26 protein-coding genes are annotated in these 24,516 nt (G+C 69.2%); 4 read left to right on the top strand and 22 right to left on the bottom strand.

What is annotated here, in order from left to right; all coding sequences use genetic code 11:
- Window positions 1-172 precede the first annotated feature (172 nt).
- The 13 genes from ACK4ZD_RS02950 to ACK4ZD_RS02890 form a co-directional block, all read right to left on the bottom strand.
- Window positions 173-1,639: a DegQ family serine endoprotease gene (locus tag ACK4ZD_RS02950; RefSeq protein ID WP_409658579.1), complete on the bottom strand. Its 1,467-nt coding sequence runs from the start codon at window positions 1,637-1,639 to the stop codon at window positions 173-175.
- Window positions 1,640-1,695: 56 nt separating this feature from the next.
- Complete coding sequence (locus ACK4ZD_RS02945) at window positions 1,696-2,742, bottom strand: MucB/RseB C-terminal domain-containing protein (RefSeq protein ID WP_409658576.1); 1,047 nt, start codon at window positions 2,740-2,742, stop codon at window positions 1,696-1,698.
- Window positions 2,743-2,756: 14 nt separating this feature from the next.
- On the bottom strand, window positions 2,757-3,422 hold the full coding sequence (locus ACK4ZD_RS02940) for a sigma-E factor negative regulatory protein (protein ID WP_409658573.1): 666 nt from the start codon (window positions 3,420-3,422) through the stop codon (window positions 2,757-2,759).
- Between the two features lie 15 nt (window positions 3,423-3,437).
- On the bottom strand, window positions 3,438-4,043 hold the full coding sequence (gene rpoE / locus ACK4ZD_RS02935; RefSeq protein ID WP_409658570.1) for an RNA polymerase sigma factor RpoE: 606 nt from the start codon (window positions 4,041-4,043) through the stop codon (window positions 3,438-3,440).
- A complete protein-coding gene (locus ACK4ZD_RS02930) occupies window positions 4,040-4,510 on the bottom strand; it encodes a hypothetical protein (RefSeq protein WP_409658567.1) in 471 nt (156 codons plus the stop codon). Before ACK4ZD_RS02930 ends, rpoE begins: the two co-directional genes overlap by 4 nt.
- 36 nt (window positions 4,511-4,546) lie before the next feature.
- Window positions 4,547-5,791 carry a beta-ketoacyl-ACP synthase II gene (fabF, locus tag ACK4ZD_RS02925; protein ID WP_409658564.1) on the bottom strand — a complete coding sequence of 415 codons (1,245 nt, stop codon included), beginning with the start codon at window positions 5,789-5,791 and terminating at the stop codon, window positions 4,547-4,549.
- A gap of 41 nt (window positions 5,792-5,832) precedes the next feature.
- Window positions 5,833-6,072, bottom strand: coding sequence for an acyl carrier protein (acpP, locus tag ACK4ZD_RS02920; protein ID WP_047196359.1), 240 nt, complete (start codon window positions 6,070-6,072; stop codon window positions 5,833-5,835).
- Window positions 6,073-6,207: 135 nt separating this feature from the next.
- Window positions 6,208-6,957, bottom strand: a complete 750-nt coding sequence (fabG, locus tag ACK4ZD_RS02915; protein WP_409658561.1) for a 3-oxoacyl-ACP reductase FabG — start codon at window positions 6,955-6,957, stop codon at window positions 6,208-6,210.
- Window positions 6,954-7,892 carry an ACP S-malonyltransferase gene (fabD, locus tag ACK4ZD_RS02910; protein ID WP_409658558.1) on the bottom strand — a complete coding sequence of 313 codons (939 nt, stop codon included), beginning with the start codon at window positions 7,890-7,892 and terminating at the stop codon, window positions 6,954-6,956. The genes fabG and fabD overlap by 4 nt, the downstream gene beginning before the upstream one ends.
- A gap of 67 nt (window positions 7,893-7,959) precedes the next feature.
- The gene (locus tag ACK4ZD_RS02905; protein ID WP_409658555.1) at window positions 7,960-8,949 is read right to left on the bottom strand and encodes a beta-ketoacyl-ACP synthase III; all 990 of its coding nucleotides are present in this window, start codon (window positions 8,947-8,949) and stop codon (window positions 7,960-7,962) included.
- A complete protein-coding gene (gene plsX / locus ACK4ZD_RS02900; RefSeq protein WP_409658552.1) occupies window positions 8,946-10,073 on the bottom strand; it encodes a phosphate acyltransferase PlsX in 1,128 nt (375 codons plus the stop codon). Before plsX ends, ACK4ZD_RS02905 begins: the two co-directional genes overlap by 4 nt.
- A gap of 173 nt (window positions 10,074-10,246) precedes the next feature.
- Window positions 10,247-10,429 carry a 50S ribosomal protein L32 gene (gene rpmF, locus ACK4ZD_RS02895; protein WP_409658549.1) on the bottom strand — a complete coding sequence of 61 codons (183 nt, stop codon included), beginning with the start codon at window positions 10,427-10,429 and terminating at the stop codon, window positions 10,247-10,249.
- 82 nt (window positions 10,430-10,511) lie between these two features.
- On the bottom strand, window positions 10,512-11,072 hold the full coding sequence (locus ACK4ZD_RS02890) for a YceD family protein (protein ID WP_409658546.1): 561 nt from the start codon (window positions 11,070-11,072) through the stop codon (window positions 10,512-10,514).
- A gap of 38 nt (window positions 11,073-11,110) precedes the next feature.
- On the opposite strand from ACK4ZD_RS02890, the gene ACK4ZD_RS02885 reads away from it, so the two are divergent.
- Together ACK4ZD_RS02885 and ACK4ZD_RS02880 are read left to right on the top strand one after the other, a co-directional pair.
- Window positions 11,111-11,722 (top strand): Maf family nucleotide pyrophosphatase, encoded by a 612-nt coding sequence (locus ACK4ZD_RS02885; protein WP_409658543.1) that lies wholly within the window; start codon window positions 11,111-11,113, stop codon window positions 11,720-11,722.
- Window positions 11,719-12,501, top strand: a complete 783-nt coding sequence (locus ACK4ZD_RS02880; protein ID WP_409658540.1) for an SAM-dependent methyltransferase — start codon at window positions 11,719-11,721, stop codon at window positions 12,499-12,501. The genes ACK4ZD_RS02885 and ACK4ZD_RS02880 overlap by 4 nt, the downstream gene beginning before the upstream one ends.
- 6 nt (window positions 12,502-12,507) lie before the next feature.
- On the opposite strand, the gene ACK4ZD_RS02875 is transcribed toward ACK4ZD_RS02880, so the two are convergent.
- The 9 genes from ACK4ZD_RS02875 to ACK4ZD_RS02835 are packed head-to-tail and all read right to left on the bottom strand — an operon-like array spanning window position 12,508 to window position 22,307.
- Window positions 12,508-13,965 carry a DEAD/DEAH box helicase gene (locus ACK4ZD_RS02875; RefSeq protein ID WP_409658537.1) on the bottom strand — a complete coding sequence of 486 codons (1,458 nt, stop codon included), beginning with the start codon at window positions 13,963-13,965 and terminating at the stop codon, window positions 12,508-12,510.
- 8 nt (window positions 13,966-13,973) lie between these two features.
- Window positions 13,974-15,914 (bottom strand): polysaccharide biosynthesis protein, encoded by a 1,941-nt coding sequence (locus ACK4ZD_RS02870; RefSeq protein WP_409658535.1) that lies wholly within the window; start codon window positions 15,912-15,914, stop codon window positions 13,974-13,976.
- A 2-nt stretch (window positions 15,915-15,916) separates the two neighbouring features.
- Entirely contained in the window at window positions 15,917-16,516 is a 600-nt protein-coding gene (locus ACK4ZD_RS02865; protein WP_409658757.1) for a sugar transferase, read from the bottom strand.
- 2 nt (window positions 16,517-16,518) lie between these two features.
- On the bottom strand, window positions 16,519-17,688 hold the full coding sequence (locus ACK4ZD_RS02860) for a DegT/DnrJ/EryC1/StrS family aminotransferase (RefSeq protein ID WP_409658532.1): 1,170 nt from the start codon (window positions 17,686-17,688) through the stop codon (window positions 16,519-16,521).
- Entirely contained in the window at window positions 17,685-18,383 is a 699-nt protein-coding gene (locus tag ACK4ZD_RS02855; RefSeq protein ID WP_409658529.1) for a class I SAM-dependent methyltransferase, read from the bottom strand. Before ACK4ZD_RS02855 ends, ACK4ZD_RS02860 begins: the two co-directional genes overlap by 4 nt.
- Before the next feature lie 7 nt (window positions 18,384-18,390).
- On the bottom strand, window positions 18,391-19,401 hold the full coding sequence (locus tag ACK4ZD_RS02850) for a glycosyltransferase family 2 protein (RefSeq protein ID WP_409658526.1): 1,011 nt from the start codon (window positions 19,399-19,401) through the stop codon (window positions 18,391-18,393).
- A complete protein-coding gene (locus ACK4ZD_RS02845; protein WP_409658523.1) occupies window positions 19,401-20,468 on the bottom strand; it encodes a glycosyltransferase in 1,068 nt (355 codons plus the stop codon). Before ACK4ZD_RS02845 ends, ACK4ZD_RS02850 begins: the two co-directional genes overlap by 1 nt.
- Window positions 20,465-21,043, bottom strand: coding sequence for an acyltransferase (locus ACK4ZD_RS02840; protein WP_409658520.1), 579 nt, complete (start codon window positions 21,041-21,043; stop codon window positions 20,465-20,467). Before ACK4ZD_RS02840 ends, ACK4ZD_RS02845 begins: the two co-directional genes overlap by 4 nt.
- Window positions 21,044-21,065: 22 nt before the next feature.
- Window positions 21,066-22,307 (bottom strand): lipopolysaccharide biosynthesis protein, encoded by a 1,242-nt coding sequence (locus tag ACK4ZD_RS02835; RefSeq protein WP_409658517.1) that lies wholly within the window; start codon window positions 22,305-22,307, stop codon window positions 21,066-21,068.
- A 102-nt stretch (window positions 22,308-22,409) separates the two neighbouring features.
- On the opposite strand from ACK4ZD_RS02835, the gene lysS reads away from it, so the two are divergent.
- On the top strand, window positions 22,410-23,936 hold the full coding sequence (gene lysS, locus ACK4ZD_RS02830) for a lysine--tRNA ligase (protein ID WP_409658514.1): 1,527 nt from the start codon (window positions 22,410-22,412) through the stop codon (window positions 23,934-23,936).
- Between the two features lie 10 nt (window positions 23,937-23,946).
- On the top strand, window positions 23,947-24,510 hold the full coding sequence (locus ACK4ZD_RS02825) for a pyridoxamine 5'-phosphate oxidase family protein (RefSeq protein WP_409658511.1): 564 nt from the start codon (window positions 23,947-23,949) through the stop codon (window positions 24,508-24,510).
- Window positions 24,511-24,516: the final 6 nt, after the last annotated feature.

The raw sequence follows: 24,516 nt of genomic DNA, 5'->3' as shown, positions 1-24,516 counted from the left end.
TGAGTCTCCACTCACGTTCTGAAGTGACGACTTATCAACACCCGTGCAGCTCGCGTCGCCGTGCGCCATTCCGGGTTTGTTCTCGCGATACGAAAAAACCCGGCGCCCTTGTCGGGTGCCGGGTCGGCTGGGCCCAGTGCCCGATCGCCCGACACCGGGCGCCTGCGAAGGCTCAGCGCGAGGGGCGGATCACGGTGTAGTGAGCCCACTCACCTCGGCGAAAGAACACATTGAAGGGTCGCCCCTTGTCGAGCTTGGCCACCACGGCCTCGAACTGGCGCACGTCGACGACTTCGGTATTGGCGATGGCCAAGATGATGTCGCCTTCGCGCAGTCCTGCGCGGGCAGCCGCGCCGTCGGCGGCTTCCACTCGCACCCCGCCCTTGACGCCGAGCGCAGTTTTCTGGGCCTCGGTGAGATTGGCCACCGTCAGGCCCAGGCTCTGGGCCGCCCCGTTGCCCGGCGCGTTGCGAGGTTCACCGCCGGCGATGCGGCGCGGCGGGTCGGGCTCGAACTCGCCGACCACCACGCTGAGGTCGCGGTAGCTGCCGCGACGGAAGACTTGCACGGTCGCCTTGGTGCCAGGCTTGGTGTTGCCCACGATGCGAGGCAGTTCACCGGCCTTGTCGATCACCCGGCCGTCGAAGCGTGTGATGATGTCGCCCGCCTCGATGCCGGCCTTGGCGGCCGGCCCATTGGGCTCCACGCTGCGCACCAGGGCCCCAGTGGGCTGGCCCAGCCCAATGGATTCGGCCACGTCCTTGGTGATCTGGTCGATCTGCACCCCGATGCGCCCACGGATCACGCGGCCCGTCGATCGCAACTGGTCGGCCACCCGCATGGCCTCGTCGATGGGAATGGCAAACGAGATGCCCATGAAGCCGCCGGAGCGGCTGTAGATCTGCGAGTTGATGCCCACCACCTCGCCGCGCAGATTGATCAACGGGCCGCCGGAGTTGCCCGGGTTGATCGCCACGTCGGTTTGGATGAAGGGCAGGTAGTCGCCGGTGTCGCGCGCCTTCGCGCTGACGATGCCGGCGGTCACGGTGTTCTCCAAGCCGAAGGGCGAGCCGATGGCCATCACCCACTCGCCCACGCGCAAGCGGTTGACGTCGCCGATGCGCACGGCCGGCAGGCCGGTGGCGTCGATCTTGACCACGGCCACATCCGTGCGGCGGTCGCTGCCGATGATGCGCGCCTTGAACTCGCGCTTGTCGGTGAGGGTCACGTAGACTTCGTCGGCGCCTTCGACCACATGGGCGTTGGTCATCACGAAGCCGTCCGAGCTGATCACGAAACCCGACCCCACGCCGCGCGGCACCTCTTCCTGCTGGCCCTGGCGCGGGCCGCCTCGCGGCGCGGGCGTGCCCGGCAGCGGCACGCCGAAGAAGCGCCGGAAGAACTCTTGCATTTCCTCGTCCATCTGCGGGCCTGCCCCGGGCGCAGCGGCGCGTGCGCGCTCGGTGGTGCGGATGTTCACGACCGACGGGCCCACCCGCTCGGCCAAATCGGCGAAATCAGGCAGCGCAGCGGCTTGCGCCTGCACGGCAACAGGGGTCGCCGCCAACACAAAGGCGGCAGCCAGGGCCATCAAAGCGGCCAAGACACGTTGGGACATCGCCATCCTTGCGGTTCTCATCTCTCACCTCAACACTGGGCCCGCAGTGCGCCCGGCCACGCCCTCGCGACGGCCGTTCACTGCGGTTTCTTGCGCTCCAGGCCGCGGACGAACTCGTTGAGCGTCGCGGCCGGCACCTCACCCACGGCGGTCACCCACCAAGCCCCGTGACGCCTCATGAGCGTGTGGGTCGCCCCCATGCTCATCAGCACTTCCTTGCGATGCCGGCTGGCATCATAGGGTTCCACGAAGATCGAGACATGCGCCAGGCCGTCGGAGAAGATGGTCTGCAGCATGCTGCTGCGCTCGCCGCCGTCGGCCGCTCCCTCGGCGCCTGGTCCCCCATCCACGGCGTTGCTGCTGCGCTTGACGCAACTCACATGGCGGAAACCCGGCACGATGCGCCGATACACCCAGCCTTCGTCCTCATAGAAAGTGGGGGTGATGACCGGGCGCTCGACGCGGTAGCCCTTCAGGCGCTTGAGCGGTTGGATCACCGTCTCGGGCTGGGGCTTCACGCCGATCGAAATCTCCGAGAAGGCCGAAGATTCGATCACCTCGCCGGCACCGTTGATCACGTCGGCCCGCAGCAGCAAGCCCGAATCCTTCTCCGACCACAAGCGGTAACCGTAGCGCATCGCATCGCGCGGCACGAGCAGCAGCAGCCGGGCTTCGTGTCCGGCCACACGGTCCATCCCCTTCTTGCGCACGTCATAGTGCTCGACGATGCGATCGCCGTCGTGGTCCACCAGCCGCGGGAAGGTGTTGGCCGTCTCGCGCTGCTCGATGAGCGCAGTGCGCTGGTTGGGCCACAGCGTGGCCACGAGGGTGTTGTGGCGCAGCACGCGGCGGGGTTGGCCGTCCAGGGTCTCGATGCGCTCGAACTGCTCGTTGCCTTCCCAGTAGTGGGCAATGCGCGCGCTGGTCATCTGGCCACCCGAGCTCACCACGAAGATGCCCTGAAAGTTGCGGGTCTGAGCCGCCTCGTGGATGCGCAGCAGCCAGGAACGCACCTCCGACTTGTCGAGGGACGCTTCGGGCGGCAGCGTCTGCGCGAGGCCCGAGCCAGCCAGTGCGATCAGGCTTGCGCCCATCCAGGGGGCAAGCCAGCGACGGAAATGCATGCGCGTCCTCACACTCAACGGCCAGGTTCTTCGTGGGCAGCGTTGCGCAGGAAGACGGACGGTCCGGCACCCAGGGCCGAGCCGCCGCCGAACTGCTTGTGCGCTGCCAGGTATTGGTCCAGGCGTGCATCGCGGATCAGGGTTTGGTCTCCATGGACCACCCGCAGCTCGGTCGTGGGGGCCGGGGACGGCGCCACCGCCGGCGCCACCGCCGTGGCTGCCACCGGCGACGGCGGCGCCTGCTGGACCAGCAAGCTGCTACCCGAAGGCACGCCCAGACCGGCATCACCCAAGCGCAGCACGATCAACGCGCCGGCAACCGCCGCCACACCCGCCGCAGCGGCTACGGGCGTACGCCAGCGTCGGCGCCCACGCAGAGCCGGTGCGCCTGCCACGGATGGAGCGACGATCACCGGCTCGTGTTGCAGACGTTGGCGCACGCCCTGCAGGAATACATCGCCCCGCGAGCCGCTGGCCAAGTCCTCAGAGCGCATCACGTCACCGATCAGGTGGTAGAGATGCCAGGCTTCGCAGTCCTGACGGCGCCGCTCGGGATCTCCCTGATGCGAGGCCAGCCACTCGTCGAACTGCGAGGCAGTGGCCTCGCCATCGAGCAAGGCGGACAGGCGCTCGCGTGAAGTCGCCTGGTCGCCCGCACTGTCCATCCGTTGCGCAGACATCACTCACTCTCCTGATCACCAACGTTTGCCATCGGGCGTGTCCAGCAAAGGACGCAGACGCTGCGCGATGGCCTCACGCGCTCTGAATATGCGCGATCGCACCGTGCCGATCGGGCAGTTCATGACCTCGGCGATTTCCTCATAGCTCAACCCTTCGATCTCGCGCAAGGTGATGGCTTGGCGCAGATCGTCGGACAAGGCCTCGATGGCCGCGTTCACGGTGGCGGCCACTTCCTTGCTGGCCAGCACGGCATCGGGGGTTTCGCCGTCGGTTAGTTCGTTTTCCACCCGGGAAGTTTCGTCCTCCTCGTCGGCCGACATCCGGGCCGATTCGGTGACCAGCGGGTCGCGCTTGAGCTCGACCAGGCATTTCTTGGCCGTGTTGACGGCGATCCGGTACAGCCAGGTGTAGAAGGCGCTATCGCCCCGGAACTGGGGCAGCGCGCGGTAGGCGCGGATGAAGGTCTCCTGCGCGATGTCCTGGATCAGGTCGGTGTCGCGCACCATCCGCGCGATCAGGCGCTCGATCTTGCGCTGGTACTTGATCACCAGCAGGTCGAACGCCTTCTGGTCGCCGCGCTTGACACGCTCAATCAGCAGGGCATCGGCGTCAGCGGTCATGCGGTGGAGGAGGTGGATCCGGCCAGGGGGGCGGCTGCGCGAGTGGGCGAATATACCGCACAGCGCAGGGCATGCCAGCGCGGCTCCAGCCCGGCACGCTGCACAGGCAGCCAGACCGCGAAGCGGCCATCGTGCGCCACGAGCTGCAGCAGCATCCAGTCCCCCAGGTCGATGCGGGCGATGGCTCGCCCACGGTATTCGTGAACCTGTTCACGCTCACGCCAGTGCCAATCCTGTCCGTCCCAGCGCAGCAGGAAGCCGGGCCGGCGCCAGTGGCGGCCCACCAAGCCCCAGGCCCCCAAGAGCAGTCCCGGCGCCAGGGCCAGCACCGCCCATCCGCCCAGATGCCCGGCAGCCCAGACCCCCAGGACCAGCCCTACGGCCAGCACCAGCGCCAGCAGCGCGGTGCGCCACAGGGCGTAGCGGTGCACCACCACCGTCACCGGTGGAGCGGTGCGCTGGCGCATGGGGTCGGACGTCGCAGGAGCCGCTGGCCCAGGTGTTCAGATGCGCTTGAATACCAGCGAGCCATTGGTGCCGCCAAAACCGAAGTTGTTCTTCAGCGCCACGTCGATCTTCATCTCACGCGCGGTGTTGGCGCAGTAATCCAGGTCGCATTCGGGATCCTGGTTGAAGATGTTGATCGTCGGCGGGGACACCTGGTGGTACACCGCCAGGGCTGTGAACACCGATTCGATGCCGCCGGCGCCGCCCAGCAGGTGGCCGGTCATCGATTTGGTGGAGTTGACCACCAGGCCCTTGGCATGCTCGCCGAAGGCCAGCTTGATGGCGTTGGTCTCGTTCACATCGCCCAGCGGCGTGGAGGTGCCATGGGCGTTGAGGTAGTGCACCTGGTCCGGGTTCACCCCGGCGTTGCGCATCGCGGCTTGCATCGAACGGCGCGGCCCATCGACGTTGGGGGCCGTCATGTGGAAGGCATCGGCACTCATGCCGAAGCCAGCCAGCTCGGCGTAGATCTTCGCACCGCGCTTTTTGGCGTGCTCGTACTCTTCGAGCACCATCACACCGGCACCTTCACCCAGCACGAAGCCGTCGCGGTCCTTGTCCCAGGGGCGCGAGGCCGTCTTGGGATCATCATTGCGCGTCGAGAGAGCGCGCGCCGCGGCAAAGCCCCCGATGCCCAGGGGCGAGACGGTGGATTCAGCCCCTCCGGCGATCATCACGTCGGCGTCGCCGTACTCGATGAGGCGCCCAGCCTCGCCGATGCAATGCAGGCCCGTGGTGCAGGCCGTGACGATGGCCAGGTTCGGGCCCTTGAAGCCGCACTGGATCGACACATGGCCCGAGATCATGTTGATGATCGAAGCTGGCACGAAGAAGGGCGAGATGCGACGCGGTCCGCGGGCGCTGAGCTCCTGCTGGGTCTCCTCGATCATCGGCAGACCGCCGATGCCCGAGCCCACCATGCAGCCGATGCGCTCGGCCATCTCCTCGCTCAACGCATCACCGGTGGGCAGGCCCGCATCCCGCACGGCCTGCAGCGAAGCCGCCAGGCCGTAATGGATGAAGGTGTCCATGTGGCGGGATTCCTTGGCCGGGATGTAGTCTTCGATGTTGAAGCCCTTGACCTCGCCGGCAAAGCGACAGGCGAAGTTCGAGGCATCGAACCGAGTGATGGTATCGATGCCGGACTGGCCAGCGACCAGGTTGCTCCAGGACTCGGCCACCGTGTTGCCCACGGGGGTGACGAGCCCCAGGCCGGTGATGACAACGCGGCGACGGGTCATGTGTGACGGGGGTTGCGGAACCAGGAACCCAGACCGACCGATCAGGCCTTCTGGTGCTTCAGGGCGTAGTCGATGGCGAGCTGCACGGTGGTGATCTTCTCGGCTTCCTCGTCAGGGATCTCGATGCCGAATTCGTCTTCCAGGGCCATCACCAGTTCCACGGTGTCCAGCGAATCGGCGCCCAGATCGGCGACGAAGGCCTTCTCGTTGGTGACCTCCGATTCCGCCACGCCGAGTTGCTCGGCAATGATCTTCTTGACGCGTGCTTCGATATCGCTCATGACTCCTCCAAGAGGGTTTTCCAAAACAGCCCGTGATTCTACGACCGTTAGGGTGACAACTCTAAGCACCCTGGCGGCCGGGGTTCCGGACGGGCTCGAACCGGTCGGCGCCCGGACGGGGCACCTCCAACGCCTTCAATTCATGAACATGCCGCCGTTGACATGCAACTCGGCTCCCGTGATGTAGCCGGCCTGCGGCGAGGCGAGGTAGGCCACGGCGTGGGCGATGTCCTCGGGGCGGCCCAGGCGGCCCAGCGGGATCTGCGACATCAGGGCCTGGGTCTGCTGTTCGGACAGCGCGCGTGTCATGTCGGTCTCGATGAAGCCGGGGGCCACGCAGTTCACCGTGATGCCGCGGCTGCCCAGTTCACGAGCCAGCGAGCGGGTCATGCCGGCCACACCGGCCTTGGCGGCCGCATAGTTGGCCTGACCGGCGTTGCCGCTGGCCCCCACCACGGAGGTGATGTTGACGATGCGGCCGTAGCGCTGCTTCATCATCGGGCGGATCACCGCGCGGCTGAGGCGAAACACCGCCTTGAGGTTGGTGTCCAGCACGGCGTCCCAGTCCTCGTCTTTCATGCGCATGGACAGGGTATCGCGCGTGATGCCGGCATTGTTGACCAGCACATGCAGTGCGCCATGCTCCTTCACCATCGCATCGACCAGGGCCTCGACGCCGGGGGCATCGTTCACGTCGAGCCGATGGCCGCGGCAGCCCGGGAAAGCCGAGAGGGCCTCGGTGATCGCGGCCGCCCCCGCATCGGAGGTGGCCGTGCCCACGACCTTGAGTCCGTGCCGGGCCAACTCGAGCGCGATGGCGCGGCCGATGCCGCGCGTGGCCCCCGTCACCAGGGCGACTTGGTCTTTGAAAGCGATCTCGTTCATGCGAGCAGCTCCCTCACCTCGGCCAACGTGGCCGGATCGTACAGCGCGGCGCTGACGAGCTCCGCGTCGATGCGCTTGACCATGCCGGCCAGCACCTTGCCTGGCCCGCATTCCACCACGTGGGTGGCGCCGCGCGCGCGCAAGGCCTGAATGCACTCGACCCAGCGCACCGGACCGAAGGCCTGTCGATACAAGGCGTCACGGATGGCATCGGGCTCGTTGACCACCGCCACGTCGATGTTGTTGACAACGGGGATGCGCGGCCTCGCCCACGGTGTGGCCGCCAGCTTCTCTTTCAGGCGCTCGGCCGCGGGCTTCATCAGGCTGGAATGGAAGGGGGCCGACACCGGCAACGGCAGTGCCCGCTTGGCGCCCGCCGCCTTGAGCGCCTCGCAGGCCTTCTCGACCCCGGCCTTGCTGCCGGCGATCACGGTCTGCTTCGGGTCGTTGAAGTTCACGGCCTCGACGACCTCGCCGCTGGCCGCCGCCACCTCGGCGCAGTGACGGCGCACCTCGTCGGCCTCCAGGCCCAGGATGGCGGCCATGCCGCCCGTGCCCACCGGCACGGCCTCCTGCATGGCCTGGGCACGAAAGCGCACCAGGGGCAGGGCATCGGCCAGGCTCAAAGCGCCGGCGGCCACCAAGGCGGTGTATTCCCCCAGCGAATGCCCGGCCACCAGGGCCGGCTCGGCCCCGCCTTCGGCACGCCAGGCACGGTAGCAGGCGATGCCGGCCACCAGCATCACGGGCTGGGTGTTGGTGGTGAGGTCCAGGGCCTCCTTGGGGCCCTCGGCGATCAGGCGGGCGACGTCCTCGCCGAGCGCGGCGCTGGCTTCGTCCAGCGTCTGGCGCACGGCGGCATGGTCGCCCCAGGCGTTGAGCATGCCCACGGCCTGGGAGCCCTGGCCGGGAAACACGAAGGCGAAAGTGCTCATGGCGTTCGAGGTCGGAGATCTTCAGGAATTGCGGGAAATGGCGACGGCGCCGGACCGGCTGCGTTCTTCAGTAGTCGAGCAGCACCGCGCCCCAGGTGAAGCCACCACCGACCCCTTCGAGCATCAGAGTGTCACCCCGGCGGATGCGGCCTTGACGCACGGCGTGGTCCAGGGCCAGCGGGATGGAGGCGGCCGAGGTGTTGCCGTGCTCGTCCACGGTCACCACCAGCTTGTCCAGCGGCAGCTTCAGCTTCTTGGCCGTGCCCTGCATGATGCGGATGTTGGCCTGGTGCGGGATCAGCCAGTCGATGTCGCTGTCGTGGCGGCCGGCCTTTTCGAGCACGGCCCGGGCGACCTCGTCGAGCACCTTGACGGCCAGTTTGAACACGGCCTGACCGTCCATCTTGAGGAAGGGCTCGCCCAGCACCTGGCCGCCGCTGACCGTGCCCGGTGTACACAGCACCCCGGAATGGCTGCCGTCGGCATGCAACTCGGTGGCCAGGATGCCCGGGCGGTCGCTGGCTTCGAGCACGACGGCACCGGCACCGTCCCCGAAGAGCACACAGGTGGTGCGGTCTTTGAAGTCGAGGATGCGCGAAAAGACCTCGGCCCCCACGACCAGGGCGCAATGCGCGGAACCGGCCTTGATCATGGCATCGGCCACGCTCAGCGCGTAGACGAAGCCCGAGCACACGGCCTGCACGTCGAAGGCCGGACAACCGGCCACGCCGAGCTTGTGCTGCAGCAGGCAGGCGGTGGACGGAAACACCATGTCCGGGGTGGACGTGGCCACGATGATGAGGTCGACGTCGGCCGCGGTGCGCCCGGCCGCCTCCAGGGCATGTCGGGCCGCAGGCAGGGCCAGGTCGCTGGAGCTGACCTCGGGCGCGGCGAAATGGCGCGCCCGGATGCCGGTGCGCTCGACGATCCAGGCGTCGGAGGTCTCGATGCCTTGCCGGGCCAGCTCGGCGGCCAACTCGGCATTGGTCACCCGGCGCGGCGGCAAGTAGCTGCCGGTGCCGGCGATGCGGGAATAGCGGTCAAAAGAGAGGGTCATGCCGTCTGGGCGACCGGCCCCGGCGCCGCAGCCTCGTCCGTGGCGGGCAAGGCCTGCAGGGTTTCGACGATCCGATCGTGCACCCGGTCGAGCAACCGGTTTCGGGCCGCATCATACGCCCGATTCAGCGCCTGCTCGAACGCGAAGGCGTCGGCCGAACCGTGGCTCTTGAAGACGAGGCCGCGCAGTCCGAGCAGCGCCGCACCGTTGTAGCGGCGATGATCCACCCGGTTTTTGAAGTGATTTAACACCGGAAGCGCGACGATCGCAGCCAGTTTCGTAAAGATGTTGCGAGTGAACTCCTGCCTGATGAAGCTGGAGAGCATCGAGGCCAGCCCTTCGGCCGTCTTGAGGGCCACATTCCCCACGAAGCCGTCACACACGACGATGTCGGTGCGACCGGTGAAGATGTCATTGCCCTCGACATTGCCGTAGAAGTTCAGATGACCGGCATTGGCGGCCGATCGCAGCAGTTCACCAGCTTTCTTGATGGTTTCGCTGCCCTTGATCGCCTCCTCACCGATGTTGAGCAGGCCCACGCTGGGCTGAACCTTGCCTTCCACCGCGCTGACCAGGGCGCTGCCCATGAGGGCGAACTGCAGCAGGTGCTCGGGCTCGCAATCGACATTGGCCCCCAGGTCGAGGACGGTGGTGTAGCCGTCCTTCTGGTTGGGCATCACGGTGGCGATGGCCGGACGGTCGATGCCCTGCAGGGTCTTGAGCACATAGCGCGAAACCGCCATCAGGGCGCCGGTGTTGCCAGCCGAGACGCAGGCGTCGGCCGCCGAGCGGCCGTCCTCGCCAGGCTTGACCTGGCTGATGGCCACGCGCATGGACGAATCCTTCTTGCGGCGCAGGGCCACCTCCACCGGGTCGTCCATTTCGACCACCTCGCTGGCCTCGATCAGGGTGCAGCGCGGCCAGTCGCGCGCCGCAGCCAGGGCTTCGGCGCGTCCGACGAGCAGGAGTTCGGCCTCGGGATGCGAGGACAGGAAGGCCCGGCAGGCCGGCAGGGTGATCGAGGGGCCGTGGTCCCCCCCCATGCAATCGACGGCCAGGCGCACAGCCCGCGCCGCGACAGGCGCCATCGGACCGGACGCCACAGTCTGGGATGAGAAGTTCATGGCAGGCGGGGGCGGGCCAGCGTCGAAACGGCCATCCGGGTGCCAAGGCTCCCCTCAGCGCAAGGCCGCACCGCCCTCGGGTTGAACCAGACAACGGCCAGGCAGGCACGCGCCGCCGGCGCCCAGCCGGGCATCGGCAACCGATGCAACTGCACCGCCATGACGCCTCAGGATCAGGCGTCGGCCTTGGTCTTGAGGACCTTGCGGCCGCGGTAGAAACCGTTGGGGCTAATGTGGTGACGCAGGTGAACTTCGCCGGTGGTGGGTTCGATCGCCGTGCCCGGAGGGGTCAGGGCATTGTGCGAACGGTGCATCCCACGCTTGGAAGGCGACTTCTTGTTCTGTTGAACGGCCATGGCTCGCTCCTTGGAAAACCCAAAATTCTAGCATGGCCGCAAACCGCCCGGTCAGGTGGCCTGGCGCCTCGGCTGCACCATCTCAGGTGAGGTCGCGCTTGAGGGCCGCCAGGACTGCAAACGGGTGGGGACGCTCCAAAGCGGCGTCGTGAGCCGCCTGCTGCGGCTCGGCCTGAGGATGTTCGGGATGGCGGCAATCGGTGTGCCGGGGCACCAGCGGCAACGCCAGGATGAGTTCGTCCTCGACCAGTTCCTGCAGGTCCAGGCTGCGGCCAAGCACGAGGATGTCCTCCTCCACCTGGGCGTCGAGTTCGGCGGCTTCGCGCTCGTCGCGCACGAAGCGGAAGCTGCGGTCGACCTCCAGCATCACGTCGACCGGGCGCAGGCAGCGCTGGCACTCCAGCCGCACGGTAGCACGGGCCCCCAGATGCAGCCAGACTTCGGCCGGCGCCCCCACACGCTCGAAGCGCTGACCCTGGGCCTCCCAGAAAACCTCCCATCCTGCCGGGGCGGTGCCGTCGACCTGGCTTTCGGCCAGCCGCGGCAGGGCCGTGAGCAGCCAGCGGCCCTGCAACTGGCCGGCATCGCGGGCGAAGCGCTCCATGTCCAGGCGCTGGGGGTCGAAGGGCTTGGCGGACTTCATGTCTGCAGTGTAGCCCGGCGGCGAGAGACAATCGCGGCATGTCTGTGCCGTCCCTTCCCCGCCCGCTTGTCCTTGGCTCGACCTCGCCTTACCGCCGCGAGCTGCTGCAGCGTCTGCGACTGCCCTTCGAGGTCGAACCCCCTCGCGTCGATGAAACCCCGCGGCCTGAGGAGACGCCTGCACTGCTGGCACTGCGCCTGGCCCTGGCCAAGGCCCACGAGGTAGCCGCCCGTCACCCCGGGGCCGTGGTGATCGGCTCGGACCAAGTGGCGGATCTCGATGGGCACCCCCTGGGCAAGCCAGGCCATCACGCCCGAGCCGTCGCGCAGTTGCAGGAGATGAGTGGGCGCACCGTGATCTTCCAGACCGCCGTGGCCGTGGTCTGCCGGGACACCCGGTTCGAGCGGGCCTCGCTGGTGCCTGTGACGGTGAAGTTCCGTCAGCTATCCCTGGCCGAGATCGAGGCCTATCTCGCCGCCGAGCAACCCTACGACTGCGCCGGCAGTGCCAAGGTCGAGGGTCTGGGCATCGCCTTGCTGCGCGCCGTGGAGAGCGATGATCCCACGGCCCTGATCGGGCTGCCGCTGATCCGCACCTGCGAGCTGCTGCGGGCCGCCGGGGTGCCGGTGCTGGGGAGCAGCCTTCCATGAGCCCGGGCACGCTGTGGCTGGTGCCCACCCCGCTGGACTTCGGCACCCTGGATGGCGGCAGGCCGGCACCGGACCTGCGCGAGGTGCTGCCGATGGGCACGCTGCGCGCGGCCGCCGGCCTGACGCACTGGGTGGTGGAAAACGCAAAAACCGCACGTGCCTTCCTCAAGCGGGTGCATGCGGTGGTGCCGCTGGCCCAACCGTTGCAATCGCTGCAGATCCATGAACTGCCACGCCCGCCCAAGGGGCAGCGCGGGGCGGCACCGGCCCTGCCCGACGCCCTGCTGCGACCGGCCCTGCAGGGACTGGACATGGGCCTGATGTCGGAGGCGGGCATGCCGGCGGTGGCCGATCCGGGTGCCGAGTTGGTGCGTCGCGCCCAGGCCCTGGGCCTGACCGTCACCCCCCTGGTCGGCCCCTCGGCGCTGCTGCTGGCGCTGGCGGCCAGCGGCCTGAACGGGCAGAGCTTCGCCTTCGTGGGCTATCTGCCGGTGGACGAGGCGGCGCGAGCCGCTCGGATCCGTGAGCTGGAGGGTCTGTCTCGACGGCTGGGACAGACGCAGCTGATGATCGAGACGCCCTACCGAAATGCCGCCCTCTTCCATGCGCTGCTGCAGCACTTGCAGCCGACCACTTGGCTCTCGGTGGCCAGCGGGCTGACCCTGGAGGACGGCTGGAACCACAGCGCACCGGTGGTGCAGTGGCGCGAGGGCCTCGGCCTGGCCGCCCGGCGAGCGCCGGCGGACCGCCCGACCGTCTTTGCGCTGCTGGCGCGCTGAGCGGCTTCAGGCGCCTTGTTTCTTGCCGCCGCTGCCACCCAGCAGCGTGGCCACTTTGCGCTTGGGCCGGATGTAGGCCGAGAGCGACTTCGGGCTGGGCACCGGCACGGCGCTGCGTTCACGCTCCCAGGCGGGTGGCTCACGGGTCGCGGCCGGCGGTTCGTAAGGCTTGCTGAAAATGGGGTCGCTGGTCACGGACCGCGACGCAGCATCGCGGAGCGCCCCCCCGGCTCCTGCAACACCGGCCATCGGGGTGTCGTCGTCTTCGCGACGGCGGGGCCGACGCGGCCGGTCGTCTTCCAGGTCCAGCGGCTCGATGTCGATCTTCTTCTTCAGCAGCTTCTCGAGCTCGGCGACCAGGCGCTGGTCGCCGCGCGAGACGAAGGACATCGCCAAGCCGGAGGCCCCGGCGCGGCCAGTGCGGCCGATGCGGTGCACGTAGTCTTCGGCGTTGAAAGGGATGTCGTAGTTGAAGACGGCGGGCAGGTCGGCAATGTCGAGGCCTCGGGCGGCCACGTCGGTGGCCACGAGCAACTCGACCTCGCCGCGCTTGAAGGCGTCCAGGGCCTTGAGACGCTCGTCCTGGGACTTGTCGCCGTGCAACGCCGTGGTTTTCAAGCCGTCGCGCTCGAGGGCGCGGGCCAGGCGGGCCGCGCCGAGCTTGGAGTTGACGAAGACGATGGCCTGGGTGAGGGCACGCTCGCGCAGCAGCTGGCGCACGGCACGGCGCTTGTCGTCGTCTTCGACGCTGTAGAAGCGCTGCTCCACCGTGGCGGCCGTGGCATTGGGCCGCGCCACCTCGACGAGCACTGGGTCGTGAAGGTAGCTTTGCGCGAGCTTCTTGATTTCGGGCGAGAACGTGGCCGAGAACAGCAGGGTCTGGCGCTGCTTGGGCAGGTAGCTCAGGATGCGCTGCAAGTCGGGCAGGAAGCCGATGTCGAGCATGCGGTCGGCTTCGTCTAGCACCACGTACTCCACCTGGCCGAGGTTGCAGTTCTTGGCTTGGATGTGGTCGAGCAGTCGGCCGGGCGTGGCGATCAGCACTTCGACGCCGGCCTTGAGTTCGGCTTCCTGAGGCTTCATGTCGACACCGCCGAAGACGCAGGCCACGCGCAGCTGGGTGTGGCGGGCGTAGGCCTTGACGTTATGGGCCACCTGGTCGGCCAGCTCGCGCGTGGGCGCCAACACCAGGGCTCGCACGGGGTGGCGGGCCGGCGACATGCTGGCGTTCTGGTGGCGCAGCATCTTCTGCAAGAGCGGCAGCGAGAAAGCCGCCGTCTTGCCGGTGCCGGTTTGGGCCGCGCCCATCACGTCGCGGCCGGCCAGGACGATGGGAATCGCCTTGGCCTGGATGGGCGTCATGCGGGTGTAGCCCTGGTCCGCGATGGCCTTCTGGAGCAACGGGTCCAGGGGCAAGAGCGAGAACTCGCCGGGCTCGGCGGTTCCGGTGGATGGGTCGGTCATGCAGCGAATTATCCGCCACCGGGCGGTGCGCTGTCCGCACGGGCCGTACAAGACCCTGCATCGGTGGGCTCAGCCGGCTCGCCGGCCGGCCGGTACTCCGGCACATGGCGGCGCAGCCAGGCCCGCACCTCGCGGTCGTCGCCGTCGGCCAGCAGTTCCACCGAGCGGGCCAGTTCGGTCACCCAGGCCTCGTCACCCTGCAGGCCGAGTCGGGCAATGCGCAGGCGTGCAAACCGCGTGGGCAGGGTGGTGTCTGCGTCGGCCAGCAGTTCCTCGTAGAGCTTCTCGCCAGGGCGTAGGCCGGTGTAGACGATGGGGATCTCTTCCAGGCTGTGACCCGACAAGCGGATCAGATCCTGGGCGAGCTGAGCGATGCGCACCGGCTCGCCCATGTCGAGCACGAAGACTTGGCCGGACTCGCCGATCACCGCAGCCTGGATGACCAGGCGCGCAGCCTCGGGAATGGTCATGAAGTAGCGGGTGATCTCCGGGTGCGTGACGGTGACCGGCCCGCCTCGGGCGATCTGGGCCTGGAATTTGGGCACCACCGAGCCGCTGGAGCCCAGTACGTTGCCGAAGCGCACGGCCATGAAGCGGGTGGCGTGGCCCTGGGCGGCGAGTTGGGAGAGCACCATCTCGGCCGCGCGCTTGGTGGCGCCCATCACGTTGGTGGGATTGACGGCCTTGTCGGTGGAGATGAGCACGAAACGCGCCGCGCCCGCCTCGGCGGCGGCGCGGGCGGCATGGAGCGTGCCCAGGGTGTTGTTGCGCAGGGCCGCCCAGGCGTTGTGCTCCTCGGTGAGCGGCACATGCTTGTAGGCCGCCGCATGGAAGACGATCTGCGGCCGCCAGGCCAGGCAGCAGCGGCGCAACTGGGCGGCATCGCGCACGTCGCCCAGCAGGCGCACCAGCGGGATGTGCGGAAAGCGCCGGCCGAGTTCCTGCTCGATGGCGTAAAGGGCATATTCGCTCTGCTCGAACAACACCAGACGCGCCGGACCGTAGTGGGCAATGCGCCGGCACAGCTCGGATCCGATGCTGCCGCCCGCACCGGTGACGAGCACCGTGGTGCCGGACAGCGCCTCGGCGATGCCAGCCTCGTCGAGCTGCACGGGCTCGCGGCCCAGCAAGTCTTCAGGCTCGATCTCGCGCACCCGGCCCACCTGGGAGCCTTCGATGAGCTCTTGCATCGTGGGCACCGTGAGCACCGGCAGGCCGCTGCGGCTGGCCAGCTCGATCACGCGGCGGCGCTGGGGCAGGCGCAGTGAGGGCATCGCCACGATGAGGTGGGTGATGCCCAGGCGGGCGGCATGGTCGTTCAGGCTCGCCAGCGGCCCCAGCACCGGCACGCCCCCCAAGCGGGCGCCGTGCTTGGCCGGATCGTCGTCGAGCAGACCCAGCACGACATAGCCTTGGTGCTGGATGCCCGCCAGCAGCAACCGCGCCGCCTGGCCGGCGCCCAGCACCAGCGCCCGGCGCGGCGCCCGGCCGCCCAGGGACAAGCGTTCGCGCAGGTGTTCATAGAACATGCGGTAGGCGATGCGCACCGCGATCAGGCCCATCAGCGTGACCAGGGGGTGCAAGGCCAGCACCGAGCGCGGGATCTTGCTCCAGCCGGCCATCAGCACCACCACCGCCGCGACGAGGCCCGCGCCGGCACAGGCCCAGGCCAGGCGGCGCACTTCGGCAAAGCCGGCAAAGCGCCACATCGCCTGGGGCACACGCATGAGCACGAGGGCCAGCAGGTACAGACCGATCACGCCGGCCATCACCCAGACGTCGTAGTCGGCGCGGGCGCTGATCCAGCGCTCGAAGCCCAGGCGGAAGAGGTAGGTGAGGTTCCAGGCCGCGGCGATCACCACGGCGTCGATCGCCAGCGACAGCCCCTGCCGGTGGGACCGCACGCGTGCGAGGGCTCGTTCGATGGCAAGCCACAAACGGGTGTTCATGCTCAGCGCCTCGCCATCAAGGTGCGCAGGGTGCGCCACAGCACGCGCAGATCCTGGGAGAGCGAGGCATGGTCCACGTAGTGCTCGGCCTGACGCAGTTTGACCGGCAGGATCTCCTCGACATAGGTGCGCTCGGGATCGCTGGAGCGGCCCAGGCGCTCACTTTCGTCGAGGTGGGCGAGCGAGGCCGGGTCGGTCAGGCCGGGGCGCACCGACAGGAGCTTGTCGCGCAGGTGTTCGGGGTAGTGCGCCACATAGCGCGGCACCTCGGGCCGGGGCCCCACCAGGCTCATCTCGCCGCGCAGCACGTTCAGCAGCTGAGGCAACTCATCGAGCTTGTGGCGGCGCAGGATCCGGCCGGCGCGGGTGATGCGGGCGTCCTCGCCCACGGTGAGGGGCAGCCCCGTCGCCCCAGGCTCATGCACCATGGTGCGGAACTTGTGGATGCGAAAGAGCCGCCCACCACGGCCCACGCGTTCCTGACGGAAGAAAACCGGCCCGGGAGAATCCAGCTTGACCCACAGCGCCAGGGCCAGCAGCAGCGGCGAGAGCATTACCAGGCCCAGCAGGGCCGCGGTGAGGTCGAAGACGCGCTTGAGCATGCTCACGCCCCGAGCGCCTCGTGCAGCGCGGCCACCACGCGATCGACGTCGGCCTCGCGCATGCGGGTGTACAGCGGCAGGCTGAGCATGGATTCGAAGGCGTGCTGGCTGTGCGGAAAGTGCTCGGGGCGCAGATCGTAGCGCTCGCGCCAGTACGGGTGCAGGTGCAGCGGGATGTAGTGCACGCTGCAGCCGATGCCCGCGGCGTACAGCCGCTCGATCAGGGCGTCGCGCCCGATCGGCGCATCATCGCGCAGGCGCAGCACGTACAAATGCCAGGCATGGCGCTCGCCGGCCGGGGCCCGGGGGGGCAGGATCACCGGCAGGCCTGCCAGGGCGGCGTCATAGCGCGCGGCCAGGGCCTCGCGGCGCTGCTGGAAGGCATCCGCACGCTTCAACTGGTGCAGGCCGAGGGCAGCAGCGATGTCGGTGAGGTTGTACTTGAAGCCGGGCGCGACGATCTCGTAGTGCCAGTTCGGGCGCTTGGCGGTGAAGCGGTCGAAGGCGTCGCGGTCGATGCCGTGCAGGCGCATCACGCGGGCGCGCTTGGCCAGCGCTTCGCTGCGCGTGACCAGCATGCCACCCTCGCCGGTGGTGATGGTCTTGTTGGCATAGAAGCTGAAGACCGTGGCATCGCTGTCGAGCGTGCCGACGAGCCGGCCGCCGCTCGTGGTAGGCAGGGCGTGCGCGGCGTCTTCGACGATCTTCAGGCCATGACGGCGCGCGATGGCGGTGAGCGCGGGCATGTCGGCCGCAAGACCCGCGTAGTGCACCGGGATGAGAGCCTTGGTGCGTGGGGTGATCGCGGCTTCCACCGCGGCAGGGTCCAGGTTGAGCGTGGCCGGGTCGATGTCCACCAGCACGACATCGGCCCCGAGGTAGCGCACGACCTCGGCGGTGGCGGTGAAGGTGTGGGTGGTGGTGATGACCTCGTCGCCGGGGCCGATGCCCAGGGCTTCGAGCGCCAGGTGCAGGCCGGCGGTGGCGGAGTTGACCGCGATGCAATGCAGGCCGGGCTCGCCCAGGTAAGCGGCGAAAGCCTCCTCGAAACGGCGCGCCTTGGGGCCGGTGGTGACCCAGCCCGAGCGCAGGGTGTCCACCACCTCGGCAATTTCCTCGTCGCCGATCTCGGGCAGGGCGAAAGGCAGGAAGGGCGTGTCGGTGGCATTCATGCGGGTTTGGCGATCCAGGCCAGGACGTGGGTGCGCAGCAGCGGCAGAGCGTTGGCCACAGTGTAGGCAGACGGGTGCAGCCGCACGAGAGCCCGGGCCAGCGGCGGGGCCAGCGTGAGGCGGCGGGCTTCGATCCGACCCTGAGGAAAAAGCGCACGAACCCGCGTCAGCGGCACACCACGCACGTCCGGGTTGCGCGGGTTGTTCACGGTGAAGTCGTACCAGAGCACGCCGCCGCCCGGACGCACCCAGCGCCACATCGCATCGGCCAGGTTCTGCTGGGCCGTGTCGTCGAGCAGGGAGGAAAACACCGTGGACTGCAGCACCACGTCCTGGCTGGCGGGCTCGATGGGTGCGGCGCTGGCATCGCCCTCCAGGACGCGCAGGGCCGCCGGCAGGCGCTCGCGGGCGCGTGCGGCCCGCTCGGGCAGCAGCTCCAGGCCGGTGAGATGGGCGGGGTCGAAGCCGAGCTGCAGGGCATCGAGCAGCAGGCCGCCCGTGCCGCAGCCCACCTCGACCAGGCGGCGCTGTGACAGATCATGCCAGCCCAGCCGCCGGAACAGGGCGGCAATGGCGCGCTGACGCTCCTGCCAGGCCGCCAGGGCCGCCGGGTTGAGCAGGCTGTAGCGGGGGTCTTCGGGCCTGCGGCGGGCATAGCGTGCACGCACGGCGTCCAGTTCGTCGGGTGCAGTCATCGCCTCCTCAACGGCTGAGCCGCCCCATGCGTGCACGGGGCCGCTGCCCGCGCCAGGCATCGAGGCCCCCGAGCAGGAAGCCCAGGCCGTAGCCCAGGTGGCAGGTTGGGATCACCAGTGGCAGCCAGCGCAGGTGCGACCAGCGCGTGCGGACCGCGATCGCGAGCGAGGCCGCCAGCACCGCCGCCAGGTAGAGCCCGGGCAGCAGCACGCTCGCCCAGCCCGGGGCGCCAAGCAGACTCGACAGCGCACTGCCCGCCAGGCCCAGCACCAGAGCGCCGGGCAGCCAGTGACGCCATGAGGCCGCTCCGCCGTGCTTGCGGATCACGAAGGGCTTCCAGTAGCCGTACTGCTGGTACTGCCGCCACAGCGCCGCCAGAGAATCACGCGGGCGGTAGGCGCTGCGGATCGCGGCGGACTGCCAGATGCGCCCGCCGCCGCGCGTGATACGCAGGTTGTGCTCGTCGTCCTGGTTGCGCACGAGTGTCTCGTCGAAGCCGCCGAAGCGCTCGAAGGTGGCGCGCGGCCAGCAGCCCAGGTAGACGGTGTCGACCCAGCCGCTGTACTCGACCTGGCGGGAGCGGGCGCCGCCGGCCAGCCAGCGCGACTGGAAAGCCGCAGCGATGGCCGAGGACAGCCCGCCCTCGCCTTGCGCCCGCCAGGGGCCGCCCACATTGTCGGCCCCGCTGGTCTGCAAGGCCGCCAGGCATTGGGCGATGTAGTCGCCGGCATAGGTGGTGTGCACGTCCATGCGCACGATCACCTCGCCCCGGCTCGCCGCCAACGCGCGGTTCAAGCCGGTAGAGACGATGCGCCGAGGGTTGTCCACCACTTGCAGTCCGTAGTGGCTGGCGTTCGCGTCCAGCCAGGCGCGGCTGCCATCGTCGCTGTCGCCGTCGGCCACCAGCACCTCCATCGTCCAGCCCTCGGGGAGCTGCTGAGCACGCAGCGAGGCGCAGAAGGCCTCGAGGTGGGCGCGCTCGTTGCGGCAAGGCACGATCACCGAGACGGTGGGCATCACCGCCCCCCCTGGGCCAGCAGCTGGCGGTACAGCGTGGCCATGCGGTCCATCTGCTCGTCGCGCGACACCTCGGGCACCACGCGGCGGCGGTTGTGGCGGCCCATGGCCTGCAACGCCTGCCCGTCGCCGGCGAGTTCGACCAGGGCCTGGGCCAGCGCCTCGCCGTCGCCCACCGGCACCCGGCGCCCGCCGCGGCCATCGACCCACTGGCGGTTGGCCGGCAGGTCGGAGACGATCACCGCCAGGCCGGCAGCCATGGCTTCCAGCAAGGCCACCGAGGTGGCGTCGCTCTCGGGCACCGAGACGGCCAGATGGGCGTGGCGCACGATCTCGGCCAGGCGGTCTTCATCGACCCGGCCGTGCCAATGCACCACACCTTGCAGGCCCAGCGATTCGGCTTGGGCGCGCAGCGCCGACTCCAGCGGACCGCCGCCACACAGGTGCAGCTCCACGGGCAGCGCCGGCCGGCGCTCGCGCAGCTGGGCCACGGCGTGCAGAACGAGGTCGATGCGGTAGTTGGGCTCCCAGTTGCGCAGGCTCACCACGCGCAGCGGGCTCGGCGCCTTGTGGACCGCGACGAACTTGGTCGTGTCCACCCCCCAGAGCACCTGGTGAAGGGCCGCGCGCGGGCGGTAGGCGGCAATGGCCTCGAGCATGTCCTGGCTGTCGGCGGTGACGAGGTCGGCGCGGCGCAGCGTCCAGCCGGTGAGCGCGTGCACGAGGCGGCTCGCGCGCGGGCTCACCAGCACGTCCGAGCCCCAGGCCGACAGCACCAGGGGATGGTGGCCCACGCAAGCCGCCCAGAAGCCGTAGGAGGTGAGGTAGTGGCCGTGCACCAGGTCGGGCCGCAGCGAGCGGGCCAGCGCGCGCACGCGCGGCAGCGCTGCGAACCAGGGCCAATGGCCGTCCGGTGTGTCCAGCGCATGCACTTGCGCGCCCGGCACCTCGCCTGCATGGCGCGAGATCACGCTGCAGCGAAAGCCGCGCTGTGCGATCGCGCCCACCCAGCGGCGCGTGTGCACGCTGGTGGCATCGGCCACGAACAGCAGGTGGGGGTCGTTCATCGTCCAGGCCAGCCCTGGCCGCAATAAGTGGCCTGGGCCTGCGGGTAGCGCTCGATCCAGGCGGCGTCGCCGTCTCGCACGTCGCCGACCACGCGGGCCGGCTGGCCCGCCACGATGGCGTAGTCGGGGAACTCGCCGTCCACGTAGCTGAAGGCGCGCACCAGCACGCCCCGGCCCAGGCGGCTGCCGGGCATGACAACGCTGTGGGCGCCGATGAAGCAATAGGGGCCGATCACGGTGGGTTGGCGCACGAAGCCCAAGGGCTGCGGGTCGCCGAAATAGTCGCGCCCCATCAGCCGGGTGGCGCGGTGACTGGAGTGCGTGAGTACCGAGACATGGTTGGTGATCTGCGTGCCCTCGCCGATGCTGAGCCCCCCCGAGGCATCGATGAAGTTGTGGTGCCCGATGAAGACATGGTCGCCAAGGTCCAGCCGCTCGGGGCTTTCCAGCTCGGTGGTGCTGCCGATGCGGGTGTGGGCCAGCCAGGCCCCCGAGGGGTGGCGATGGCCGTAGAGCATGCGCGGTCGCAGCAGCACACGCAGGGCTCGGGTGATCCAGGTCTTGATCGACATCATGGCAAACGGCAGGCGCCACAGTCTACCGGGATGGCCGCAACAGGTCGCGCCAGCGCAAGCCCGCGTGGCGCCGGAACAGGGCCAGGCCCCAGGCAATGGCCAGCCCATAGGACAGCGAGGTGGCGATGGCCGCGCCGGTGGCGCCCAGACGCGGCACGAGCAACAGGCAGGCCCCCACGTTGATCAGCAGCGAGACCCCGGCCACCGCCGCCGACAGGCGCGGCTTGCCCAGGAAGTTGGTGTAGTAGGCCGACAGTGTGGACGCGCAGCCATAGGCCCACACGCCGGGCAGCAGCCACAGCATCAGCGGCACGGTGTCGGCGTAGGGCTCGCCCAGCACCCGCGGCAGCGCCCAGGCAGCCAGCCCCAGCAGCACCGGCGAGGCGACCAGCAGCACCCCCAAATTGAAGTGCACCAGGCGCACGGTCAGCCTCGCGGCGGCCTCGCGGTCGGGCTGGCCGATGCGGCCATAGGCAGCGGCGCTCACCGACGACGAGATGAACCACAGCAACTCGGTCACCGTCACCGCGATGGCGTAGACGCCCGTGGCCGACAGCCCGCCGTAGGCCTCGACGATGAAGAGATCGATGCGGTAGTTGAGCCAGCTGATGAGATTGGTCAGGCCCAGCATGGCACAAAAACCCGCCTGGGCCCGCCAGGCCGGCCAATCGGGGGCCTGACCGCGCTGGTCGTGCCAGGCCCAGGCCGCCCCGGCCAGGCCCACGAGGACACGGGCGCCCAGCCAGGCGATCACGACGGTCCACAGGGTCAGCGCCTGCCCGACCAGCGCCCCGGCCCCCAGTGCCAGGAGCGCCAGCGCGGGAGGGGCGACCGTGAGGGCATTGATGGGCCCCATGCGTCCAAGCCCGAGGTACAGGCCCGACACCGTGGGCGTGAGCAGCAGCCACGGTGCCGCCAGGGCCAGGGCCGGCAGGTAGCGGTAGGCCGGCGCATCGGCCAGCGCCCCGCCCGCGGCCCAGAACGCCAGCGCGCCCACACCGCCAGCGCCCAGCGCCAGCCCCAGAGCCCCGCCCAGCCATCGGGCGGCCGCCTCGCGGTGATGGGACACCTGGCGCGCCACCACCAGGCCGAAGCCGGAGAAGAGGGCGGCATAGACCGCCTCGGTGGCCACCAGCAGCGAGAACACCCCCTGCTCGGCCGGCCCCCCTCGGGCCGCCAGCCCCAGCAGAACCAACCCCAGGCCCACGGCAGCCAGCCTCGACAGGAAGTGGCCGAGGGCCGAACGGGTCAGGGACGTGGGCATCGGGCAAGGGCGGGTCGGTGGCCGGCGGCAGGCAGGAGACGGCCGGATGATACGGGCGCCAGCCCGGTAAAATCGCGCGTTTTCCCGCCTTTTCGCCCCATCATGACCGACCGCGCGACGCCCGCCGCCGCCGAGGCTGCCGCCCCGGCCACCGACACGAACCAGTTGATCGCCGAGCGCCGCGAGAAGCTCGCCGCGATCCGCCGCCAGGGCGTGGCCTTCCCGAACGACTTCAAGCCCCAGCACCGCGCCGCCGCCCTGGTGCAGCAATATGGCGACAAGTCCAACGAGGAACTCGAATCGCTCCAGCTCAACGTCAGCGTGGCCGGGCGCATGATGCTCAAGCGCGTGATGGGCAAGGCCAGCTTCTGCACGCTGCAAGACGCGACCGGTCGCCTCCAGTTGTACGTCACCCGTGACGGCATTGGCGAGGAAGCGTACGCCGCCTTCAAGCACTGGGACCTGGGCGACATCCTGGGCGCCGAAGGCCAGCTCTTCAAGACCAAGACGGGTGAGTTGTCGGTGCATGTGACGCGGCTGCGCCTGCTCACCAAGAGCCTGCGCCCTCTGCCGGACAAGTTCCATGGCATGACGGACCAGGAACAGAAGTACCGCCAGCGCTACGTCGACCTGATGACCGACGAGGAGGCGCGGCGCCGCTTCGTGGCGCGCAGCAAAGCCGTGAGCTCGATCCGCGACTTCATGAGCCGCCATGGCTTCCTGGAAGTGGAGACGCCCATGCTCCACCCCATCCCCGGCGGGGCGAACGCCAAGCCCTTCGTGACCCACCACAATGCGCTCGACCAGCAGATGTTCCTGCGCATCGCGCCGGAGCTCTATCTCAAGCGGCTGATCGTGGGCGGCTTCGAGCGGGTGTTCGAGATCAACCGCAACTTCCGCAACGAAGGCATCTCGGTGCGCCACAACCCCGAGTTCACGATGATGGAGTTCTATGCGGCCTACTGGGACTACCACGACCTGATGGACTACACCGAGGCGCTGATTCGTCAGGCCGCGTGCGAGGCGACTGGCTCGGCCACCCTCACCTACCAGGGCCGTGTGGTGGATCTCGCGCAGCCCTTCGCGCGCCTGAGCATCCGCGAAGCCCTGCTCAAGCACGCCCCGCGGCTCGATGATGCCCAGCTCGACGACCCGGCCTACCTGCGCGAGGAGCTCAGACTGCTGGGCCAGGAGGCGCCGCCCCATTGGGGCCTGGCGCAGCTTCAGTTTGCCGTCTTCGAGGAACTGGTGGAGGACAAGCTCTGGGAGCCCACCTTCATCATCGACCACCCGGTAGAGGTGTCGCCACTGGCGCGGGCATCCGACACCGACCCGACCAAGACCGAGCGCTTCGAGCTCTACATCACCGGCCGGGAGATCGCCAACGGCTTCTCGGAGCTCAACGACGCCGAGGACCAAGCTGCGCGCTTCCAGGCCCAGGTGGCCCAGAAAGATGCGGGCGACGAGGAAGCCATGTACTTCGACGCCGACTTCATCCGTGCCTTGGAATACGGCATGCCCCCGACCGGGGGGTGCGGCATCGGCATCGACCGACTCGTCATGCTGCTGACCGACAGCCCCAGCATCCGCGACGTGATCCTCTTCCCGGCCCTGCGGCGGGAACATTGATCTGCGCTCCATGACCCGCGACGAACGCCCCGCCACACTCGCCGCCGTCGAGGCGGCGGTGTGGCAGGAGCTGGTCCACGCCGCACAAGACCGCCGGCACGCCTGGCGCACGCCGGTGCTGGCCACGGGGCTGGCCGATGGCGCCGATGCCCGCGTCGTGGTGCTGCGCGAGGTCGACGCCCCCACCCGCACCCTGGTCTTCTACACCGACACCCGCTCGGGCAAAGTGGCCCAGCTGCTCGAACAGCCCGCCGCCACCGTGGTGATGTGGTCGCCCGCGCTGGGCTGGCAACTGCGCTGTCGCGTGCAGCTCCACCTCGACACGCAAGGCGTGAGCGTGCTGTCGCGCTGGGCGCGGCTGAAGCTCTCGCCAGCGGCCCAGGACTATCTCTCGCCGCTGCCGCCGGGCAGCGTGATCGACACCCCGACGCCTGCGGTGTTGTCGCGTGACGACCGCGGACACTTCGGCGTGATCTACGCCCGTGTGCGCAGTCTGGACTGGTTGGAGCTGCACCCCGACGGCCACCGCCGTGCCCGTTTCGATGCCGAGGGCGCGCGCTGGCTGCAGCCCTGAGCCCGT

Source organism: Caldimonas sp., from assembly GCF_046291045.1.
In the GTDB taxonomy this organism is placed as follows: Bacteria; Pseudomonadota; Gammaproteobacteria; order Burkholderiales; family Burkholderiaceae_C; genus Caldimonas.
The sequence above is the reverse complement of the archived record's forward strand: the minus strand, read 5'-3'. Positions and strand labels throughout refer to the sequence as shown.

Excerpts from the sequence above, each read along its gene's own strand:
- ACK4ZD_RS02860 (WP_409658532.1), bottom strand. The coding sequence starts at position 17,688 with ATGAATGCCACCGACACGCCCTTCCTGCCTTTCGCCCTGCCCGAGATC.
- ACK4ZD_RS02825 (WP_409658511.1), top strand. The coding sequence starts at position 23,947 with ATGACCCGCGACGAACGCCCCGCCACACTCGCCGCCGTCGAGGCGGCG.
- ACK4ZD_RS02835 (WP_409658517.1), bottom strand. The coding sequence starts at position 22,307 with ATGCCCACGTCCCTGACCCGTTCGGCCCTCGGCCACTTCCTGTCGAGG.
- ACK4ZD_RS02945 (WP_409658576.1), bottom strand. The coding sequence starts at position 2,742 with ATGCATTTCCGTCGCTGGCTTGCCCCCTGGATGGGCGCAAGCCTGATC.
- ACK4ZD_RS02870 (WP_409658535.1), bottom strand. The coding sequence starts at position 15,914 with ATGAACACCCGTTTGTGGCTTGCCATCGAACGAGCCCTCGCACGCGTG.
- ACK4ZD_RS02930 (WP_409658567.1), bottom strand. The coding sequence starts at position 4,510 with ATGCGCCAGCGCACCGCTCCACCGGTGACGGTGGTGGTGCACCGCTAC.
- ACK4ZD_RS02885 (WP_409658543.1), top strand. The coding sequence starts at position 11,111 with ATGTCTGTGCCGTCCCTTCCCCGCCCGCTTGTCCTTGGCTCGACCTCG.
- ACK4ZD_RS02865 (WP_409658757.1), bottom strand. The coding sequence starts at position 16,516 with ATGCTCAAGCGCGTCTTCGACCTCACCGCGGCCCTGCTGGGCCTGGTA.
- lysS (WP_409658514.1), top strand. The coding sequence starts at position 22,410 with ATGACCGACCGCGCGACGCCCGCCGCCGCCGAGGCTGCCGCCCCGGCC.
- ACK4ZD_RS02850 (WP_409658526.1), bottom strand. The coding sequence starts at position 19,401 with ATGCCCACCGTCTCGGTGATCGTGCCTTGCCGCAACGAGCGCGCCCAC.
- ACK4ZD_RS02890 (WP_409658546.1), bottom strand. The coding sequence starts at position 11,072 with ATGAAGTCCGCCAAGCCCTTCGACCCCCAGCGCCTGGACATGGAGCGC.
- rpmF (WP_409658549.1), bottom strand. The coding sequence starts at position 10,429 with ATGGCCGTTCAACAGAACAAGAAGTCGCCTTCCAAGCGTGGGATGCAC.
- ACK4ZD_RS02950 (WP_409658579.1), bottom strand. The coding sequence starts at position 1,639 with ATGAGAACCGCAAGGATGGCGATGTCCCAACGTGTCTTGGCCGCTTTG.
- ACK4ZD_RS02845 (WP_409658523.1), bottom strand. The coding sequence starts at position 20,468 with ATGAACGACCCCCACCTGCTGTTCGTGGCCGATGCCACCAGCGTGCAC.
- acpP (WP_047196359.1), bottom strand. The coding sequence starts at position 6,072 with ATGAGCGATATCGAAGCACGCGTCAAGAAGATCATTGCCGAGCAACTC.
- ACK4ZD_RS02940 (WP_409658573.1), bottom strand. The coding sequence starts at position 3,422 with ATGTCTGCGCAACGGATGGACAGTGCGGGCGACCAGGCGACTTCACGC.
- fabF (WP_409658564.1), bottom strand. The coding sequence starts at position 5,791 with ATGACCCGTCGCCGCGTTGTCATCACCGGCCTGGGGCTCGTCACCCCC.
- ACK4ZD_RS02855 (WP_409658529.1), bottom strand. The coding sequence starts at position 18,383 with ATGACTGCACCCGACGAACTGGACGCCGTGCGTGCACGCTATGCCCGC.
- ACK4ZD_RS02905 (WP_409658555.1), bottom strand. The coding sequence starts at position 8,949 with ATGACCCTCTCTTTTGACCGCTATTCCCGCATCGCCGGCACCGGCAGC.
- rpoE (WP_409658570.1), bottom strand. The coding sequence starts at position 4,043 with ATGACCGCTGACGCCGATGCCCTGCTGATTGAGCGTGTCAAGCGCGGC.
- fabG (WP_409658561.1), bottom strand. The coding sequence starts at position 6,957 with ATGAACGAGATCGCTTTCAAAGACCAAGTCGCCCTGGTGACGGGGGCC.
- ACK4ZD_RS02880 (WP_409658540.1), top strand. The coding sequence starts at position 11,719 with ATGAGCCCGGGCACGCTGTGGCTGGTGCCCACCCCGCTGGACTTCGGC.
- ACK4ZD_RS02840 (WP_409658520.1), bottom strand. The coding sequence starts at position 21,043 with ATGATGTCGATCAAGACCTGGATCACCCGAGCCCTGCGTGTGCTGCTG.
- ACK4ZD_RS02875 (WP_409658537.1), bottom strand. The coding sequence starts at position 13,965 with ATGACCGACCCATCCACCGGAACCGCCGAGCCCGGCGAGTTCTCGCTC.
- plsX (WP_409658552.1), bottom strand. The coding sequence starts at position 10,073 with ATGAACTTCTCATCCCAGACTGTGGCGTCCGGTCCGATGGCGCCTGTC.
- fabD (WP_409658558.1), bottom strand. The coding sequence starts at position 7,892 with ATGAGCACTTTCGCCTTCGTGTTTCCCGGCCAGGGCTCCCAGGCCGTG.